Origin of the sequence: Lutibacter sp. A64, assembly GCF_022429565.1 — a bacterium.
Classification (GTDB): Bacteria; Bacteroidota; Bacteroidia; order Flavobacteriales; family Flavobacteriaceae; genus Lutibacter.
Window position 1 is genome coordinate 3,595,793 of sequence record NZ_CP092487.1, and the last position, 19,358, is coordinate 3,615,150.

The 19,358-nt window shown below is 28.7% G+C and carries 16 protein-coding genes; 12 read left to right on the plus strand and 4 right to left on the minus strand.

All coding sequences use genetic code 11. The features are described 5' to 3' along the window. Positions 1-90: 90 nt before the first annotated feature. The 4 genes from MKD41_RS14575 to MKD41_RS14590 are packed head-to-tail and all read left to right on the plus strand — an operon-like array spanning position 91 to position 6,232. The gene (locus tag MKD41_RS14575; protein WP_240243078.1) at positions 91-1,203 is read left to right on the plus strand and encodes a DegT/DnrJ/EryC1/StrS family aminotransferase; all 1,113 of its coding nucleotides are present in this window, start codon (positions 91-93) and stop codon (positions 1,201-1,203) included. Position 1,204: 1 nt separating this feature from the next. Then, on the plus strand, positions 1,205-3,091 hold the full coding sequence (locus MKD41_RS14580) for a polysaccharide biosynthesis protein (protein WP_240243079.1): 1,887 nt from the start codon (positions 1,205-1,207) through the stop codon (positions 3,089-3,091). Between the two features lie 35 nt (positions 3,092-3,126). Beyond that, on the plus strand, positions 3,127-3,882 hold the full coding sequence (locus MKD41_RS14585) for a polysaccharide biosynthesis/export family protein (protein WP_240243080.1): 756 nt from the start codon (positions 3,127-3,129) through the stop codon (positions 3,880-3,882). Between the two features lies 1 nt (position 3,883). Continuing rightward, positions 3,884-6,232, plus strand: coding sequence for a GumC family protein (locus MKD41_RS14590; protein WP_240243081.1), 2,349 nt, complete (start codon positions 3,884-3,886; stop codon positions 6,230-6,232). 22 nt (positions 6,233-6,254) lie between these two features. Here MKD41_RS14590 and MKD41_RS14595 read toward each other — a convergent pair whose 3' ends face one another. Continuing rightward, on the minus strand, positions 6,255-6,995 hold the full coding sequence (locus MKD41_RS14595) for a tyrosine-protein phosphatase (protein WP_240243082.1): 741 nt from the start codon (positions 6,993-6,995) through the stop codon (positions 6,255-6,257). Positions 6,996-6,999: 4 nt separating this feature from the next. Next, positions 7,000-8,337: a capsule assembly Wzi family protein gene (locus MKD41_RS14600; protein ID WP_240243083.1), complete on the minus strand. Its 1,338-nt coding sequence runs from the start codon at positions 8,335-8,337 to the stop codon at positions 7,000-7,002. Positions 8,338-8,807: 470 nt separating this feature from the next. Here MKD41_RS14600 and MKD41_RS14605 point away from each other — a divergent pair, with 470 nt between their 5' ends. The 5 genes from MKD41_RS14605 to MKD41_RS14625 all read left to right on the plus strand — a co-directional run bounded on the left by MKD41_RS14605 (position 8,808) and on the right by MKD41_RS14625 (position 14,134). After that, positions 8,808-9,626, plus strand: a complete 819-nt coding sequence (locus MKD41_RS14605; protein ID WP_240243084.1) for a prephenate dehydratase — start codon at positions 8,808-8,810, stop codon at positions 9,624-9,626. Next, entirely contained in the window at positions 9,626-10,783 is a 1,158-nt protein-coding gene (locus MKD41_RS14610; RefSeq protein ID WP_240243085.1) for a pyridoxal phosphate-dependent aminotransferase, read from the plus strand. The genes MKD41_RS14605 and MKD41_RS14610 overlap by 1 nt, the downstream gene beginning before the upstream one ends. Position 10,784: 1 nt before the next feature. After that, positions 10,785-11,642, plus strand: a complete 858-nt coding sequence (locus tag MKD41_RS14615) for a prephenate dehydrogenase (protein ID WP_240243086.1) — start codon at positions 10,785-10,787, stop codon at positions 11,640-11,642. Between the two features lie 18 nt (positions 11,643-11,660). Beyond that, positions 11,661-12,737 (plus strand): bifunctional 3-deoxy-7-phosphoheptulonate synthase/chorismate mutase type II, encoded by a 1,077-nt coding sequence (locus MKD41_RS14620; RefSeq protein ID WP_240243087.1) that lies wholly within the window; start codon positions 11,661-11,663, stop codon positions 12,735-12,737. A 419-nt stretch (positions 12,738-13,156) separates the two neighbouring features. Further along, a complete protein-coding gene (locus MKD41_RS14625) occupies positions 13,157-14,134 on the plus strand; it encodes a polyprenyl synthetase family protein (RefSeq protein WP_240243088.1) in 978 nt (325 codons plus the stop codon). Between the two features lie 14 nt (positions 14,135-14,148). On the opposite strand, the gene MKD41_RS14630 is transcribed toward MKD41_RS14625, so the two are convergent. After that, positions 14,149-15,684, minus strand: a complete 1,536-nt coding sequence (locus tag MKD41_RS14630) for a GH3 auxin-responsive promoter family protein (protein ID WP_240243089.1) — start codon at positions 15,682-15,684, stop codon at positions 14,149-14,151. Between the two features lie 47 nt (positions 15,685-15,731). On the opposite strand from MKD41_RS14630, the gene MKD41_RS14635 reads away from it, so the two are divergent. Both MKD41_RS14635 and MKD41_RS14640 read left to right on the plus strand, forming a co-directional pair. Further along, complete coding sequence (locus MKD41_RS14635) at positions 15,732-16,529, plus strand: DUF2797 domain-containing protein (RefSeq protein WP_240243090.1); 798 nt, start codon at positions 15,732-15,734, stop codon at positions 16,527-16,529. A gap of 23 nt (positions 16,530-16,552) precedes the next feature. Next, on the plus strand, positions 16,553-17,518 hold the full coding sequence (locus MKD41_RS14640) for a YitT family protein (RefSeq protein WP_240228729.1): 966 nt from the start codon (positions 16,553-16,555) through the stop codon (positions 17,516-17,518). Between the two features lie 25 nt (positions 17,519-17,543). On the opposite strand, the gene MKD41_RS14645 is transcribed toward MKD41_RS14640, so the two are convergent. Further along, positions 17,544-18,233 carry a queuosine precursor transporter gene (locus tag MKD41_RS14645; RefSeq protein WP_240243091.1) on the minus strand — a complete coding sequence of 230 codons (690 nt, stop codon included), beginning with the start codon at positions 18,231-18,233 and terminating at the stop codon, positions 17,544-17,546. A 165-nt stretch (positions 18,234-18,398) separates the two neighbouring features. Between MKD41_RS14645 and fabD the strand changes: the two genes are divergently transcribed. Beyond that, positions 18,399-19,280 (plus strand): ACP S-malonyltransferase, encoded by an 882-nt coding sequence (gene fabD / locus MKD41_RS14650; protein WP_240243092.1) that lies wholly within the window; start codon positions 18,399-18,401, stop codon positions 19,278-19,280. Positions 19,281-19,358 lie beyond the last annotated feature (78 nt).

The window sequence follows — 19,358 nt, forward strand, 5'->3', positions numbered from 1 at the left end:
CAGTTTTTTAAAATAGCAGAGGTGCAATTTTTTTATTCTCTTTAAGAATAAATACTGTAGTTTTGCGATCTGGAAAAGAATTAAATGAAAATGAAAAATAAAATCTGGCTATCATCTCCACATATGGGAGGTACTGAGCAAAAATATGTTCAAGAAGCATTCGATACAAATTGGGTAGCTCCATTAGGTCCAAATGTTAATGCTTTTGAAAATAGTTTAGAGAATTATTTAGAAGAAGATTCATATGTAGCAGCTTTAAGTTCTGGAACGGCAGCAATACATTTAGCATTAATTTTGTTAGGAGTAGGTAAAGGAGATGAAGTGCTTTGCCAAAGCTTTACATTTTCAGCATCTGCAAATCCGATAGTTTACCAAGGGGCAACACCAATTTTTATAGATAGTGAATTAGAAACTTGGAATATGTGTTCAGAGCAATTAGAAGTTGCTATTTTACATAGAATTAAAAATGGAAAAAAACCAAAAGCAATTATTGCAGTTCATCTGTATGGTATGCCCTACAATGTTGAAAAAATTAGCGAATTGGGGAAAAAATATGAAATTCCAATTATAGAAGATAGTGCAGAAGCTTTAGGTAGTAAAGTAGCTAATAGAAAATGTGGAACTTTTGGAGATCTAGCAATTTTATCCTTCAATGGAAATAAAATAATAACAACTTCTGGCGGAGGTGCTTTAATTAGTAAAAGCAAACAAAATAAAGATGCTGCCATATTTTTAGCTACACAAGCTAGAGATAATGCACCACATTATCAACATACTAAAATTGGTTATAATTATAGAATGTCTAATATTGTAGCTGGTATAGGAAGAGGACAATTAGAAGTTCTAAAAGATCGTGTTGAGGCAAGAAGGTTTAACTATAATTTTTATAAATCTACTGTTAAAAATTCTGATTTTATTTTTTTAGAAGAGCCAGAAACTTATTATTCAAATAGATGGCTAACCTGTGTTTTAACGCCTTCTTTTAAAATAAGAGAAAAAATTAGACTATCTTTCGAGCAGGAAAATATTGAATCTAGACCATTGTGGAAACCAATGCATTTACAGCCAATATTTAAAAATTGTTTAAGTTTTTTAAATGGAAATTCTGAACAGTTATTTAATACAGGTTTATGCCTGCCAAGTGGTTCTAATATTACTGAAAATGAGTTGAATAGAGTTGTTGGGGTTCTAAATAATTTTTAGTATGATAAATAGTGTATTTAAACGATTATTAAAAAGAAACACGCCAAGATGGTTTGTGTTAATTATAGATATCCATATCGTACTTAATACATTTATAGTATCTTATTTAATTCGATTTAATTTTAGTTTTGATTTTGATACTTCAAAGTTTTTTTTACAACTTCCAGGAGTTGCTTTAGTATCGTTAATTAGTTTTTTAATATTTGGATCTTATAAAGGAGTTATAAGGCATACAGGTATTAGAGATTCTATTAATGTATTGTTTTCTAGTTTGTTGATTTTTGCTTTATTAATTACAGCTGTTTTAGTAAATCACGAATTTAATATTATTCCTAATGTTACCATTCCAAAATCAATTATTGCAATTCATTTTTTATTAAATGTATTTGTACTAATAACAATTAGGTTTTTATACAAAGGTATTTATACGTTATTAATTGCCGATACTTCAATAGAAAAAAGAGTTTTAATTTATGGAGCTGGTGAAGCTGGTATGTTGGTACACTCTTTATTGAAAGAAGATAAAACAAGTGGAATTAAAGTTATTGGATTTATTGATGATGATAAACATAAAGTAGGTAATAGGTTAAATGGAATGCGTATTTATGATTCCAGTAAAATTAATAGGTTATTTGTTAATAAAAAGAATATTGATGAAATTATTATTGCTATTCAAAAAATTAAACCATCAAAATTAATTGAAATAGTTGATAATGTCTCTAAATTACCAATAGAAGTTAAGATTGTACCAGCAGTACAAACTTGGATTAATGGGAATTTACAAATAAGACAAATTAAATCTGTAAAAATAGAAGATTTATTAGGTAGGGTACCTATTGAATTAAACAATCCAATATTACACAATGAATATAGTGAAAAGATAATTTTAATTACAGGAGCTGCTGGCTCTATTGGAAGTGAAATAGTGCGACAAGTAGCTACGTTTAATTTTAAAAAATTAATATTAATTGACCAGGCAGAATCTGACCTATACAATCTTCAGCAGTTTTTTATCAATAAAAATATAGCTAATATTACAGCTATTGTTGCTGATATTCAAAATAAAAAAAGAATAGCTTCTATTTTTAATAAATATAAACCTCAAATAGTTTTTCATGCGGCTGCATATAAACATGTGCCCTTTATGGAAGAAAATCCTTATGAGGCCGTAAGAACAAATGTAAATGGAAGTAAAAATATAGCAGATCTTTCGGTTGAAAATAGTGTGGAAAAATTTGTAATGATTTCTACAGATAAAGCGGTAAACCCAACAAATGTTATGGGAGCCACTAAACGTATTGCAGAAATGTATATTAATTGTTTAAATAATTATGGAACAACAAAATTTATTACAACACGTTTTGGAAATGTGTTAGGTTCAAATGGTTCGGTAATTCCATTGTTTCAATCGCAAATTAGAAATGGAGGCCCTGTAACTGTAACGCATAAGGATATTACAAGGTATTTTATGACTATTCCAGAGGCTTGTCAGTTAGTATTAGAAGCTGGATCTATGGGGAAAGGTGGTGAAATCTTTGTTTTTGATATGGGGAACTCTATCAAAATTTATGATTTAGCAATAAACATGATACGCTTATCAGGATTAAAATATCCAGATGATATAGCAATTAAAATAACAGGTTTACGTCCTGGAGAAAAAATTTATGAAGAATTATTAGCTACTTCAGAAAACACTATTGCAACTTATCACGAAAAAATTATGATTGCGCAGGTTATACCTTTAGAAACTGAAATTGTGATTCAACAAATTAAAGACTTATGCGCTATTAATAATGAAGAAAATGATGAATTAACAGTTTTAAAAATGAAAGAAATTGTTCCTGAATTTATTTCAAATAATTCAAAATATCAAGTGCTAGATAAATAACAAATATTTATTAAATATATTTGCATAAAAAGAGAATGAAAAAAAACGGCCTATTTAAATTTGGATTACTTCTTTTAATACTAATTAGTATTACTTCTTGTGTGTCCAAAAAGGATATGATTTATTTTCAGAATGATGAGGTGATTTCGAATGAGTTGCATAAAAATTATGCTCCAAAAATTCAAACAGACGATATTTTAAACATTACGGTTAGTGCACGTGAACCTGAAGCTGCAGTGGTTTATAATTTATACAAAGGAGGTGGGCAATCCTCTTCTACAGATCCAATTACTTATTTAGTAGATAATGAAGGTAATATAACTTTTCCAGAACTTGGTAAAATTAAAGTTAGTGGTCTAACAACAAATCAATTAAAAAACGATTTAATTAAACGTTTAGAGGTATTTATTACAAACCCAATTGTTACTATTAGATTAGAAAATTTTAGAGTTTCAATTTTAGGTGAAGTAAAATCTCCTGGACCGTATAATTTAGAGAACGAAAAAGTATCAATACCCGAAGCCCTTGCTATGGCTGGTGATTTAACCATTCAAGGAAAACGAAAAAATATTTTATTGTTAAGAACCAATGGAGATAAAGTAGAGAGTATTCGCTTAGATTTAACGGATAAAGCTTTGTTTAAATCGCCTTATTTTTATTTAGCTCAAAATGACATTGTTTATGTAGAGCCAAATAGAGCAAAAGTAAATTCGTCTGCAATAGGAACAACTTCTTCATTAATTTCAATAGCATCTGCATTGCTTTCATTAGTGCTAATTTTAACACGTTAATATGCAAGATAATAAAAAAAATAGCCCTATAAATTTTAATGAGGGCACCATAAATATACGTGAAGAAATTGAGAAGTATCTTTACCATTGGAAGTGGTTTGTGTTAAGCACTTTTTTAGCGCTAGGAATTGTTTATGTTTACTTAAGATACACTCCAAATCAATATGAAGCTTCAGCAACTATTTTAATAGAAGATGTTGAAAATAACGAGCTTTCTGCATTTAAAGATTTGGGTTTAGTAGGTAGTTCGCAGGCTTCTTTAGAAAATGAAATAGAACTGTTGAAATCTAGAAGCTTAATTAGAAGGGTAGCTAAAGAGTTAAAGTTAAATGTTACTTACTACACTCAAGGAAGAGTTATTGAAGCAGAATTTATTCATAAAAGAGCTCAATTCAATATTAATTTTTTAATAAGCGATTCAGTTTTTGATAACCTAAGTACAAGTTTTTCAGTTCTTATAAAATCTAAAACGCATCTTGTTTTAAAAACTAGATTGGATGAAAAAGAGTATGCTTTTGGAGAAAAAATTAGTTTGCCTTTTGGCGATATTATTATCACTCCAAAAGATGTAGATAAGTTAAGGGTAGGTGATGAAACAATTATTAAAATTATACCTTTAAAATCTGTTGTAGAAAGTTATAGAAATAGAATTCAAGTTGCTGTTGTAAAAAATTCTAGTGTTATTCGTTTAAGTTTAAGAGATCGAGTTAATGAGAAAGCTCAAGAGGTTTTAGATAATTTAATAGAACAATATAATGATGATGCAGTTACAGATAAGAGTTTAATAGCAAAAAGAACAAATGAATTTATTAATGATAGAATTTCAATTATTGATGAAGATTTATCGCTAATTGAGGCAGGTGTTGAGCAGTTTAAAACAAAAAATAGGTTAACAGATATTTCTTCGGAAGCGGGAATTGCTTTGCAGTCTAAAAATGAATTGTCTAAACAAATTATAGCTTTAAGTACGCAATTAAAATTAGTAGATTTTGTAGATGAATATATTTCAGCAAATGAAGAGCAGTTAATTCCTGCGGATTTAGGTTTAGAAAATAGTTCAATTACAGAAAGTACAAATAAGTACAATGAAGTTTTATTAGAGCGCAATAGAATTTTAAAAAGTACTAGTGAATTGCACCCAACAATTGTGAATTTAAATTTACAATTAAAACAGTTTAGAGAAAATATTTCACAGAGTTTATCTAATTTAAGGTCATCTTTAACAATTTCTTTAAACGATATAAAAAATCAAGAATATAAATTTAATTCTAAAATTGCAGCTGTACCAAAGCAAGAAAGAGAATATAGAGATATTCAAAGGCAGCAGCAAATAATAGAGTCGTTATACTTGTATTTATTACAAAAACGAGAAGAAAATGCTATTTCTTTAGCGGTTACTTTACCTAATGCAAAAATTGTTGATAAAGCGTATGGAGGTGGCTACCCAGTAGCTCCAAATCGTAGAATGTTTTATTTAGCAGCTTTATTAGCAGGCTTAGTTTTACCATTTGCTACATTGTATATACTATTTTTATTAGATAATAAAGTACATACACGTAAGGAAGTAGAAGCCTTAGTTGATATTCCTATTTTAGGAGATATACCACAATCAAAATCAGAACAAAAAGTTATTATTTCTGATAAGGATAGAGATAGCACATCAGAATCGTTTAGGTTGTTAAGAACCAACGTTAATTTTATGCTTTCTAGTGTTAAAAAAGCTTCTAAAACAATTTTTATAACATCAACATTAGCTGGTGAAGGGAAAACATTTATTGCAATAAATTTGGCTTCGGTATTAGCGCTAACAAATAAAAAAGTATTATTAATTGGTGGTGATATTAGAAAACCTAAAATTGTAGAATATTTAAAAATTAAATCTACAAAAAAAGGACTTTCACATTTTTTAATGGATAGTTCACTGCAAGTTCCAGATGTAATTGAGCAATTTAAAGAAACTAATTTTGATATTTTAGAATCTGGTATTGTTGCTCCAAATCCTTCAGAATTATTAATGAATGGTCGTTTTGATGAAATTTTAGCCTATGGTGAATCGCATTACGATTATGTTATTGTAGATACAGCACCTATAAATATTGTAACAGATACCTTGTTATTTAGTAAAAATGCAGATTTATTTATTTATGTTGTTAGAGCAAATTTTTTAGATAAGCGTCTACTAGAAATTCCTAATAAATTATATAAAGATAAACGATTGCCTAATATGGCCGCTTTAATAAACGATACCGATTTAGAAAGAGGCTATGGTTATGGATACGGCTATGGTTATGGTTATACCGAAAGAGGGTTGAAACCAAAAAAATGGTGGCAAAAAATAATGTCTTTTTAAAAAGTTTTTTTTATTTTTTTATCTAAAGTAATTTGGCGTTGTTTTCTAAAATTGGAGTTATTAATTTTAATAGTTTACCATTGTTAATAGTTTCTAAGGTGTTTAAATGACGTATATTATGCGTGTCTGTGCCTGTAAAATCTATTAAATTATCTTTTAATAAGCGTTCTGTAATTTTATTTACTTTAGAGCCATAATGTTGAGATAATGAGAGTAAGTTTAGTTGAAATAAACAGCCTAATTCTTTTAATTCATGATACTTATTGTAATTTGTATGATAAAAAATATACCTTTCAGGATGTGCTAAAATAGGTTTATAACCAGCAATTTGAATATTGAAAAGTATTTCGTTTAAGTTAATTGGTGGATTAAAATACGATAACTCAACAAGTATGTATTGGTCTTTAATAGGAAGTAGATCTTTATTGCTTAATAATTTTTCAAAATTATTATCAATCATATATTCTGCAGCAGCTCTAATATTAATGTCTTCAAGCCCATGAGATTTTAAATAATTAGTTAATTCAAAAAGTTTTTGCTGTATATCTTTAGATGTGTTATTCCAAACCCCATCCATTACGTGTGGAGTTGTAACAAAATTTTTAATACCAAAACTAGAAAGTTTTTGTATCAGTTCGGTAGAATCTTCAAAACTTTTAGAGCCATCATCAATATTTGGTAATAAATGAGAATGGATATCTATATAAGTTTTACTAAATAATGTAGTAATTGGTTGTTTATTTTTTTTAAAAAAAGATAGCATATTTTTAAAAAATTCCGGTTTTAGTTAATTTTAAAAAGCCTCCAAAATTAGTTGGTAAAAAATCTCCAAAATCTCCAGTTGTACCAACTGTTATTTCAAAAGGTATGGATTTATTAGAAATAAAAACTTCTAAATAGGGCGAAAATAATGATTTATTAAGAGGAGTAGTAAACCAGCCAGGATATTTTGTATATGTAATATTTGTTTTATACTGAATAGTTTCACTTAAATAGCCTTTAAAACCAACATTAATTGATGTGAATCTATTTTCAGCAATACCATAAGTAATGCCATTTATAGGTGTTTTTGTGGTGAAAAAAGGAGAACCAATAGTATGTCCAAAATAAGTCCAGCCACTACTATAAATAGAGTTGTTAAAATAATTATCAATTAAACCGTTTTCTGAAGTGTTTTTACCTTGATGTTTGGTGTATTGAAATTCAGTAATAAAATGAGTGATAAAACTTTTTGGATTTTTTAAATCTATAAAAAGCCCATAGAGAGCATCCGGATAGTTAGAGAATTCTCTTCCAGATCTATCTTCAAAAGGATGTGATACATAAAAACTCCAGTTGGTTTTGTCTCCTTTATAATCTAATTGAATTAAATAATTACCAACGTGATTTCCCCAAGCGTTTGATGAATTTATACTTTCATCTGTACTACCATCCCCTTGTCCGCTTATATATTTTAAATAATTTTTAAAACCTGTAGGTTGTTTTCCATACGTTTCAGATGTTCCTCCCCAAACAACATAGTGGTCTAATCCGGTTATTAAATTTAGTTTAGTACTTAGTTTAGATTTTAAATACAAGCTTTTATAATGTAAATGGGCATTGTCTACAGCTCGTTTATCATTTAAAAAATACTCAGCATAATTAGCTTTTACTTTTAACCAGTTTTTGGCAAAAGGTACGGTTAAGTAAGATCTAGTTTTAAAGTTAATTCCTGGAAAGGCTCTTGTATTAATTGAATTTATAATATTACCGTTAGAAACAGATAAGCCTTCAAATAAAATTTCTTCATTTTTACTACCAAGATCTAATTGCCAATTTTTAGTAGCAATGCTAGTATAAAGTTCGTTAATTAAAACTTCATTTTTATCAGCAATAAAACCTGTTATTGATGCTTTATAAGCAACATTAATAGTGTTGTTATTTTTAAAATCAGAAAAAATAGCGGTATTAAGTATAATATTATTGCTGTTTGGTATTGTACCAAATTTATTTGATGTTAAAAAAAAAGGAAGTGTTTCTTTACTGCTAATATTTGAATTTAGTTCTATAGCATAATTTTGAGCATGTACTTCAAAAAATATGCTAAAAAATAGGGTTAAATTCAATATAATTTTAAAGTGTTTCAATAGTTGAAAATTTAAATGAAATATAAAATCAAAGTTAATTAAATTTATATTAATGCAGTGGTAAAAGCTTGTTTTAAGAATAATAATTTGTGTTTTAAGCTTCTTTCTTTTTAAAATTTTCTGAGGTATTTTTAAGTTAGGTGTGTTATAGTTTTGTAATTATTAAAAATAAGGTATCCTATTTTTTAAATGTATAATTTATGCTATTAAATATTAAATTATCAATAAGTATTGAAATTTTTTTATAAAAAAGAATGTTTTTTTAAAATTAATGTATAGCTTTGTCGAGTATAAGAACAATTATGATAACAAATAACACATTTAACAGCTTCTATTTTTACTTTTATTTTAACAATAAAGGGTGAGGCTTTGTATGTGTTGATTAACAAAATATAAATTATAGAGTCTCGAAATTATTTCGGGATTTTTTTTTGAATAAAAATTAAAAAATGAAAGTAGCAATTCAAGGTATAAAAGGGTCTTTTCACCACATTGTGGCACAACAATATTTTGGAGAAAACATAGATTTATTAGAGTGTTTATCTTTTTCTGAGATGCCAAACCTTTTATTAGATAAAAAGGCAGATGTCTTAATTATGGCAATCGAGAATTCTATAGCTGGGGCAATATTGCCTAATTACGCTTTAATTGATGATTTTCAATTAAATATTTGTGGTGAGTTTCATTTACCAATTAATCATAATTTAATGGGATTGAAAGATCAAAATATTGAAGATATTAAAGAAGTATATTCACATCCTATGGCACTATTACAGTGTCATAATTTTTTTAAAGACTACCCGCATATAAAACTTATAGAAGATAAGGATACGGCTTCGGTAGCTAAAAGAATTGCAGAAAATAACTTAAAAGGAGTTGGAGCCATTGCAAGTACACTAGCTGCAGAAATATATAATTTAGATATTATTGCTGAAAACATTCAAACCATTAAAGAAAATGCTACACGTTTTTTTATTTTAAATAATAATAAAGATAAAAGCAGTGTTTCAGCAAACAAAGCTTCAATAAAATTTATAACAAGTAATGATACTGGTAGTTTGGCAGAAGTGCTTTCTATTTTAGCAAAACACAATTTAAATATGTCTAAAATACAATCTATGCCAGTTATAAACACCCCTTGGAAATATGCTTTTTTCGCTGATTTTATTTTTAAAAGTTATGCCGATTATTTTGATGCAATAGATGAAATTAAAGAAAAAGTAGAAATAGTAAAAATTTTAGGAGAATACACAAAAGGTAAAAGATAATGATACAAAAAGCTGATAGATTAAACGATGTAAAAGAATACTACTTCTCAAAAAAATTGAGAGAGGTAGCGGCTTTAAGAAATGAGGGGAAACCAATAATAAATATAGCAATTGGAAGCCCAGATTTAGCGCCGTCAAATAGTGTAATAGCAGCAATTCAAAACGCTGTAACGTTACCAAATGCACATCAATATCAAAGTTATCAAGGAATTCCAGAATTAAGAAGTGGAATTGCCGATTTTTATAAAGAAAACTACAATGTTACCTTAAATTCAGCTACAGAAATTCTTCCTTTAATGGGGTCAAAAGAAGGAATTATGCATATTTCTATGGCTTTTTTAAATAAAGGAGATAAGGTGTTGATACCAAACCCTGGTTATCCAACCTATGCTTCAGTTACAAATTTGGTTGAAGCTGAGCCAATTTTATACAAATTAAATGAAGCTACTAATTGGTTGCCTAATTTTAAAGAATTAGAACAACAAGATTTATCAAATGTTAAAATTATGTGGATTAATTATCCGCATATGCCAACAGGTGCTGTTGCTTCAAAAGAAGATTTTAAAGAATTGATAGCTTTTGCTAAAAAGCATCAAATTTTAATAGTAAACGATAATCCGTATAGCTTTATTTTAAATGAAAATCCGCTTAGTATTTTAGAAATAGAAGGAGCTAAAGAAGTTGCAATTGAGTTAAATTCTTTAAGTAAAACCTTTAATATGGCAGGTTGGAGAGTAGGTATGGTTGTAGGAGATGCCGAAATTATTAAAACAATATTACAAGTAAAAAGTAATATGGATTCTGGAATGTTTTTTGGAATTCAAAAAGGAGCTGTAGAAGCATTTAAATTGTCTTCAGATTGGTTTAAAGCCCAAAACGAAATTTATAAAAGAAGAAGAGCTATTGTTTGGCAAATTTTTGATGCGCTTAATTGTACTTATAATAAAAATATTGGAGGTTTGTTTGTATGGGCAAAATTACCAGAAGGTATAAAATCTGAAGATGTTACAGATGATTTACTGTATAATAAAAATGTATTTATAACCCCTGGAACTGTTTTTGGTTCTAATGGAGCTGGTTATTTAAGAGCATCATTATGTGTTTCAGAAGAGGTGCTTGAAGAAGTGTTAGATAGAATAATTACTGTAAATGTGTAACATGGAAAAATTAGTAGTTATTGGTTTAGGTTTAATAGGTGGTTCCTTAGCATTAGATTTAAAAAAGAGAGGAAATTATAAAGTCTATGGAGTTGATCAAAACCCAGAGCACATAAAAAAAGCACTAGAACTAGGTATAATTGATGAAGAAATTAGTCTTTCTGAAGTTGCAGATGCAGCTGTAGTAATTATATCAGTACCAGTTAATATTATAGCAAATATTACAAAACAAGTATTGGATATTGTATCTGATAAAACCTTGGTTTTTGATGTTGGTTCGGTAAAAAATAATATTTGTAAGGCGGTAGAAAACCATAAAAACCGTAAAAACTTTGTAGCAGCGCATCCGCTTGCAGGTACAGAATTTTCGGGGCCACAAGCAGCAATTTTAAATCTATTCGATCATAAAGTAAATATTATTTGTGAAGCTGATAAAACAGATTGGAAAATTTTAGACAAAGCAATAAGCTTATTTAAACTGTTAGATATGCGTATTAAAATGATGCAGCCAGTAGAACACGATAGGCATATTGCGTATGTTTCTCACTTGTCTCATATCAGTTCTTTTATGTTAGGGAAAACAGTATTGCAAATTGAAAAAAATGAACAGGCAATTTTTGATATGGCAAGTACAGGTTTTGCATCTACAGTGCGTTTAGCAAAAAGTAATGCTGATACTTGGGCTCCAATTTTTTTAGAAAATAAAGAAAATGTTATAAGATCTCTTGATGAGTATATTAAAAATTTGAGTGAATTTAAAACTCTAATTGAAAATGCAGATGATAATGGTTTAAGAGTAATTATGAAAGACACAAATTATATAAAATCAATTTTAAACGGAATTAAAGAAAACGACTAAATAAGAAACAAAAATAAGATGGAAATTACAAAAGAAAACAGAAAGTGGTTAGATAGCATGGGCTTAGATCATCCAATTGTTATTGCAGGACCTTGTAGTGCTGAAACTGAAGAACAAGTTTTAAAAACTGCTCATTTATTAAAAGATACAGATACAAACGTGTTTAGAGCTGGTATTTGGAAACCAAGAACAAGACCAGGTGGTTTTGAAGGTGTAGGAGGAATAGGTTTGCCATGGTTACAACGCGTTCGTGAAGAAACAGGAATGAAAATTACTACTGAAGTTGGTAATGCAAATCACGTAGAATTAGCTTTAAAAGCTGATGTGGATATTTTGTGGATTGGAGCTAGAACTACTGTAAATCCTTTTGCTGTTCAAGAAATTGCAGATGCTTTAAAAGGTGTAGATAAGCCAGTTTTAGTTAAAAACCCGGTAAATCCAGATTTAGCATTATGGTTAGGTGGTGTAGAACGTTTTCAAGCAAATGGAATTTCACAATTAGGTGTAATTCACCGTGGGTTCTCGGCATACAATACTGGTCATTACAGAAATAAACCAAAATGGCATATTGCAATTGAATTGAAAAAAGAATTCCCAGATTTACCTTTAATTTTAGATCCATCTCATATTTGTGGACGTAGAGATACTATTTTAGATGTTTCTCAAACAGCTTTAGATTTAAATTTTGATGGTTTAATGGTTGAAACACATATTGATCCAGATAATGCTTGGAGTGATGCTGCACAACAAATTACACCAGCAAGATTGGATGAAATTACTAAAGAATTAAAAATTCGTCAAAAAAGTAGTTCTAAAGAAAGTTTCCAAAGCAAATTAAATTTATACCGTAAAGAGTTAGATTTAATAGATGGTAATATTATTGATATTTTAAGTGATAGAATGGCAGTTGCTGGAGAAATTGGAAAATTAAAGCATAAAGAAAATGTAGCAATTTTACAAAGTGGAAGATGGTCAGATATTTTATCAGCTATGATAGAAACTGGAAAAAGTAAAGGTTTAAGTACAGAATTTGTAGAAGAAGTATTTAAAGCAATACATGTTGAGTCAATAAATATTCAACGTAACATAAAATAATTAATACTTAAAAAGTTTTTTTAAAGTTTAAATTTTCGTCAGTTTGAATATAATTCAGAATGGAGTTTTTTAATACTTTTTAAAAGCTTTTTTATTATAATTTAAATCCAAAACAATACTTCAATTGTACAATAAGGCGAATTCTTAATCGCTAATTATAATGGTTTTTTAATAAAAGACCTTATTTTAGATACTTTAATTTTAATACTTAAAATGTAGTATCAATTTATATATTATTACATTCTTTTATTTGTAGTTGTATAAAAGGCTTTATTTAATTAGAATTTATTAAAATTAAACCTAAATTAGATACGGCATTGCAGTAAATTACGTGTGTTAAAAAAAAATAAATTATTAATTATAATAAGCTGTCAATTATTTTAGTTTGATACAGAAATTCTGTTATTTTTGTAATTGTTATGAAACCAGTAGAACTAATAAAACAACCCATACTTCAAGAAATGGAGCTCTTTGAAAGTAAATTCAGAGAAGCTATGGTAACTAAGGTTCCGCTATTAAATAGAATTACGCATTATATAGTTAGAAGAAAAGGGAAACAAATGCGTCCTATGTTTGTTTTTTTGGTTGCTAAAATGGTTTCGGGAGGTAAATTTGATGAGAGAACTTATAGAGGTGCTTCAATTATAGAATTAATACATACCGCTACTTTAGTACATGATGATGTTGTTGATGATAGTAATAGAAGGCGTGGTTTTTTCTCTGTAAATGCACTTTGGAAAAATAAAATCGCCGTTTTAGTTGGTGATTTTTTATTATCTAAAGGTTTATTACTTTCAATAGATAATGAAGATTTTGATATTTTAAAATTAATTTCAGTTGCAGTTCGAGAAATGAGTGAAGGTGAATTACTTCAAATTGAAAAAGCTCGAAAATTAGACATTACAGAAGATATTTATTTTGAAATTATCCGTCAGAAAACAGCAACTTTAATAGCAGCTTGTTGTGGTATTGGCGCAGCCTCTGTTGGGTCGTCTAAAGAAGAAGTAGAAAAAATGAGAAGCTTTGGAGAATTTATTGGAACTGCTTTTCAAATTAAAGATGATTTATTTGATTATACCGAAGCGCATATTGGAAAACCAACAGGTATAGATATTAAAGAGCAAAAAATGACTCTACCGCTAATTTATACGCTTAATAATTGTACCGAAAAAGAAAAAAAGTGGTTGATAAATTCGGTTAAAAATCATAATAACAATAAAAAAAGAGTAAAAGAAGTTATTGCTTTTGTTAAAGAAAATGGAGGTATTGAATATACAATTTCTAAAATGAAAGAATACCAAACAAAAGCGTTAGATATTTTAAACACCTATCCAGATTCTCCATACAAAGAATCGTTGCTTATTATGATGAATTATGTTATTGAACGAAAAAAATAAAGTGAAATTCTACTCTAAATAGTTTGTTGCATATTAGATTTTTCCAAGTCTAATAATTCCTCTAAATGTTTTCTAGAATTTGAAAGTCTAGGTATTTTATGTTGACCTCCTAATTTACCTTTAAGTTTTAACCATTCGTAAAATAAACCTTCTTGTGCTATATTAATTTTTGGCATTGCTAATGTTAAATTATTATACCTCTTAGCCTCGTAATCAGAGTTTATAGATTTTAGTGTATTATCTAATATTTCTGTAAAATAGTGAATGTCTTGTGGTTGTTTTTTAAATTCAATAATCCATTCGTGTCCACCACTAGTTTTATCATTCATAAATATAGGTGCGGCAGTGTATTCAGAGATTTCAGTATCTGTTTTTAAACAAGCTTGTTTTAAAGCTTCTTCTGTATTTTCAACAATTAATTCTTCACCAAAAACATTAATAAAGTGTTTGGTGCGTCCGGTTATTCGTATTCTGTATGGGTCTAATGATGTAAATTTTACAGTATCTCCAATTAAATAGCGCCATAAACCACCATTAGTTGTAATAACTATAGCATAATTGGTGTTTAAAACTACTTCTTCAAGTGGAATTGCTTTAGAATCTTCTCCATTAAAGGCATCCATTGGAATAAATTCATAAAAAATTCCATAATCGAGCATTAGTAGCATGTCTAAAGAATTATTTACATCTTGTATTGCAAAAAAACCTTCAGAAGCATTGTAGGTCTCATAGTATTTAAATTCCTTTTTAGGAATTAGTTTTTTAAATTGTTCTCGGTATGGATTAAAATTTACACCACCGTGAAAATAAACTTCTAAGTTAGGCCAAACCTCTAAAATATTGTTTTTCCCAGTTTTTTCTAGAACTCTATTTAGCAATACCAACATCCAAGAAGGTACACCAACTAAACTTGTAATATCTTCGTTAATAGTTTCTTTAACAATGGCATTTAATTTGGTTTCCCATTCATCCATTAAAGCAGTTTCTTGTTTTGGAGCACTTCTAAAATCTGCCCAAAAAGGCATGTTTTCAATAATTATTGCTGATAAATCACCAAAATACGTATCATTATCTTCATAAACAGCGCTACTACCTCCTAAACGCAAGCCTTTACCAGTAAAAAGTTGGGCTTCTTCATTATTGTTAAAATACAGACAAAGCATATCTTTTCCAGCTTTAAAATGGCAACCTTCTAAGGCTTCATCACTTACAGGAATAAATTTGCTTTTAGCATTGGTTGTTCCACTAGATTTTGCAAACCATTTAATTTGGGTTGGCCAAAAAATATTTTGTTCACCTTTTCTAGTACGGTCTATTAAAGGTTCTATAGATTCGTATTGTTGAATAGGTACGTTATTAGTAAAATCTTTATAGGTGTCTATATTTGAGAAGTCATATTTAATTCCTACTTCAGTATTTTTAGCTTTATTTAATAATTTAAACAATAATTCGTGTTGTACATCAATAGGATATTTTAAAAACAATTCCATTTGATGTTTTCTTTTTTTTAAAAACCAAGATATTATTGAATTTACTATTTGAAATGGCATATTTTAATCAGTATATTTGGAATGTTAAATTTAATAAAAAACTTTAAATGCAATATCAAACTGTACTAAAAAAAATGAAAACTGAACTAAATGATCAAGTTCAATATTACTTAGATGTTGAAAATGATTTTTTAGTTTTAAACCAACTATTAGATAAAGAAATTGAAATTAGTTTTGAAGGGTATCAATGTTTGTGTTGCGGTAAAGAAAAGAAAATATTTAGACAAGGTTTTTGTTACGATTGTTTTTATAAAAGTGCTGCTGTTGGAGATTGGATTATGAAACCAGAATTAAGTACAGCGCATAAAGGTATTGAAGATAGAGATTTAGAGTATGAGAAAAGTGTGCAGTTACAACCACATATTGTATATTTAGCGCTATCAAGTAATGTAAAAGTTGGGGTTACTAGAAAAACTCAAATCCCAACACGTTGGATTGATCAAGGTGCATCAAAAGCAATTGAAATTGTAGAAGTACCTAATAGATATTTAGCTGGTATTACAGAAGTTGCTTTAAAAGAATATGTAGCAGATAAAACAAGCTGGCAAAAAATGTTAAAAAATGAAATTTCTGATGCCGATTTGATTGAGGAACGAGAAAAATTAAAAAAATACATTCCTAAAAAAGTAGAACCTTATTTTTTAGCTAATAATAGTAAAATTACAGAAGTTAATTATCCAGTTTTACAATATCCTAAAAAAATTAAAACCTTAAATTTAGAGAAAGCTCATGTGTACTCTGGTAAATTAAAAGGTGTAAAAGGACAGTATTTGTTGTTTGAAGATAATACTGTTTTTAATGTTAGAAATAACGAAGGTTATAAAGTAATAATAACGGTTAATTAATTTTAGAGGAGAAGAAATAATATATGATTGCATTTATACATAATTTAATTGTTAAAACCGTAAAACGTAGATTTAAAAAAAGCTCGTTTAGACAAACTAAAAGATTGTCTGAAGAGGTTAAAAGTATAGAAGTAAGCATCTCTCATAGTGTACGAGAGGTGTTTTTTATTTTAATAGGTGTTGTTTCTGCCGGTTTTGGATTAAAAGGATTTTTATTGCCAAACTCTTTTATTGATGGTGGAGCAATGGGGATATCCTTATTAATTTCAGATGTTACAGGTTATTCCCTATCGGTTTTAATTGTACTTATTAATTTGCCCTTTATAGTTTTAGGGTATTCTAACATTGGTAAACAATTTGCTTTAAAAAGTATTTTAGCAATTATAGCTTTAGCATTATCGGTTCATTTTATTCCATACCCTTTAATTACTTCAGATAAGTTGTTAATCGCTGTTTTTGGTGGTTTTTTCTTAGGTGGTGGTATTGGAATGTCTATTAGAGGTGGTGCTGTTATTGATGGGACAGAAGTTTTAGCAATATTTTTGAGTAAAAAATCTGGACTTACAATAGGTGATATAATTTTAATTTTTAACATTATAATATTTTCCTTTGGAGCCTATATTTTATCAATAGAAGTAGCCTTGTATGCAATGTTAACTTATATGGCTGCAGCAAAAACAATTGATTTTATTATTGAAGGAGTTGAAGAGTATACCGGAATTTCAATAATTTCAACTAAAAGTGAAAAAATTAGGTTAATGATAACTGAAGATCTAGGGCGTGGAGTAACCGTATATGTTGGAAAAGGTGGATTTGGAAAGCAAGAACAAGATTTAACTAATTTTGATATTATTTATACAATTGTTACACGACTTGAAATTGCCAGAATTAAAACAGAAATAGAAAAAATTGACGAGCACGCATTTATAATTATGAATAGCATAAAAGATACTAAAGGTGGAATGATAAAAAAACGACCTTTAAAATAGATATTTAATTTACTATTTGTTTTAGTTAAAAAAGTGCAATTTCCTCTCCTTGTTTTAACTGAAAGCGCTTTTTAAATAGATGCACTATAAAATATAAAAAAGGAGTATCTAAAAGTGCAATTATAATTTTAAATAGAAAACCGCTTAAAACTAAACTGCCAAAAATATTCCAAGGAAGCACATTAAAAATACACAATAAACCAACTACAGTTACTGTGTCAATTAATTGTGAAGAGAAAGTAGAAAAATTATTGCGCAACCATAAATGTTTACCATTGGTTTTTCTTTTCCAAAAGTGAAATAGGCGAATATCAATAAATTGAGCAAATAAATAGGCTAACATAGAGGCTAAAACTGCAATTGGAGACAGTCCAAATACCTTTGTAAAAGTCTGATTATCTATAGGTGAGCTTTCAATTGCAGGTGTATAATTAGCAATAAGAACAATTAACATAGAAAAAAATGAAGCAAAAATACCTGCAATTACTACTTGGTTTGCTTTTTTTCGTCCATAAATTTCTGAAATAATATCAGTAATTAAAAATGTAATAGGGTAAGGTAAAATACCTACAGAAAGTTCAAATTTAAACCAGCCAAAAGGATTCCAATAAAAAAATTTTTGAAAAATTAAGTTTGAAGCTACCAGCGCAGCAATAAACATGGAGGCTAAAATTAAATAAATTGTAAAAGCTTCAGATTTTAGTTTTTTATTCATTAGTAACAAGTTGACACGAATATAGTAATTTATTCTTATTTTTGCTTTTTGAAATGTGAATAGAAAAAATATATAAAATGAAATGAGCATGCTAAAAAGTTTGTTGCCCAACAAAATGATTAGTAGCGAACAGCATGTGATCAATAAAAAAATAAACATAAATACATGAAAGCATACATATTTCCAGGTCAAGGAGCGCAATTTACAGGAATGGGATTAGATTTATATCAAAGTTCACCTTTAGCCCAAGAACTCTTCGAAAAAGCAAACCGTATTTTAGGTTTCTCTATAACAGACATTATGTTTGAAGGTACTGCAGAAGATTTAAAACAAACAAAAGTTACCCAACCTGCAATTTTTTTGCACTCAGTGATTTTAGCTAAAACATTAGGTGATGATTTTAAACCAGAAATGGTTGCGGGTCATTCTTTAGGAGAACTTTCTGCTTTAGTTGCAAATGGGGTGCTAACTTTTGAAGACGGACTTAAATTGGTGTCTAAAAGAGCTTTAGCAATGCAAAAAGCTTGTGAAGCACAAGAATCTACTATGGCGGCTGTTTTAGGATTAGAAGATACCATTGTTGAGGAAGTTTGTGCTAGTGTAGATGGAGTAGTGGTAGCTGCTAATTATAATTGTCCTGGGCAATTGGTTATTTCAGGAGAAATTGCAGCCATAGATAAAGCTTGTGAATTGTTAACAGAAAAAGGAGCAAGACGTGCTTTAAAATTACCAGTAGGAGGTGCATTTCACTCTCCGTTAATGGCTCCGGCAAGAGAAGAGTTAGCTGAAGCAATTAAAAATACTACTTTTAGTGAACCTATTTGTCCTGTTTATCAAAATGTTGTGGCAAAAGCGGTTACAAATCCAGATGAAATTAAAGAAAATTTAATAGCGCAATTAACGGCACCTGTACGCTGGACACAATGCGTGCAAGCTATGATTGCTGATGGAGGAACAGAATTTATTGAAGTTGGACCGGGTAAAGTTTTACAAGGTTTAATGCGTAAAATAGATAGAAGTGTTTCTGCCAGTGGAGCAGGTGCTTAGTTATAAGTATTTAGTGTAGTTGCAGTATGCAGTTACAGTTATCAGTTTTGTGCAGATAAAATAAAAAGGGCTTTCAAA

What these genes read in the sequence shown, in the direction of transcription:
- MKD41_RS14620 (WP_240243087.1), top strand. Translation starts at nt 11,661, where the DNA reads ATGGAAATTACAAAAGAAAACAGAAAGTGGTTAGATAGCATGGGCTTA.
- MKD41_RS14630 (WP_240243089.1), bottom strand. Translation starts at nt 15,684, where the DNA reads ATGCCATTTCAAATAGTAAATTCAATAATATCTTGGTTTTTAAAAAAA.
- MKD41_RS14605 (WP_240243084.1), top strand. Translation starts at nt 8,808, where the DNA reads ATGAAAGTAGCAATTCAAGGTATAAAAGGGTCTTTTCACCACATTGTG.
- MKD41_RS14645 (WP_240243091.1), bottom strand. Translation starts at nt 18,233, where the DNA reads ATGAATAAAAAACTAAAATCTGAAGCTTTTACAATTTATTTAATTTTA.
- MKD41_RS14640 (WP_240228729.1), top strand. Translation starts at nt 16,553, where the DNA reads ATGATTGCATTTATACATAATTTAATTGTTAAAACCGTAAAACGTAGA.
- MKD41_RS14585 (WP_240243080.1), top strand. Translation starts at nt 3,127, where the DNA reads ATGAAAAAAAACGGCCTATTTAAATTTGGATTACTTCTTTTAATACTA.
- MKD41_RS14590 (WP_240243081.1), top strand. Translation starts at nt 3,884, where the DNA reads ATGCAAGATAATAAAAAAAATAGCCCTATAAATTTTAATGAGGGCACC.
- MKD41_RS14615 (WP_240243086.1), top strand. Translation starts at nt 10,785, where the DNA reads ATGGAAAAATTAGTAGTTATTGGTTTAGGTTTAATAGGTGGTTCCTTA.
- MKD41_RS14595 (WP_240243082.1), bottom strand. Translation starts at nt 6,995, where the DNA reads ATGCTATCTTTTTTTAAAAAAAATAAACAACCAATTACTACATTATTT.
- MKD41_RS14575 (WP_240243078.1), top strand. Translation starts at nt 91, where the DNA reads ATGAAAAATAAAATCTGGCTATCATCTCCACATATGGGAGGTACTGAG.
- MKD41_RS14625 (WP_240243088.1), top strand. Translation starts at nt 13,157, where the DNA reads ATGAAACCAGTAGAACTAATAAAACAACCCATACTTCAAGAAATGGAG.
- fabD (WP_240243092.1), top strand. Translation starts at nt 18,399, where the DNA reads ATGAAAGCATACATATTTCCAGGTCAAGGAGCGCAATTTACAGGAATG.
- MKD41_RS14635 (WP_240243090.1), top strand. Translation starts at nt 15,732, where the DNA reads ATGCAATATCAAACTGTACTAAAAAAAATGAAAACTGAACTAAATGAT.
- MKD41_RS14580 (WP_240243079.1), top strand. Translation starts at nt 1,205, where the DNA reads ATGATAAATAGTGTATTTAAACGATTATTAAAAAGAAACACGCCAAGA.
- MKD41_RS14610 (WP_240243085.1), top strand. Translation starts at nt 9,626, where the DNA reads ATGATACAAAAAGCTGATAGATTAAACGATGTAAAAGAATACTACTTC.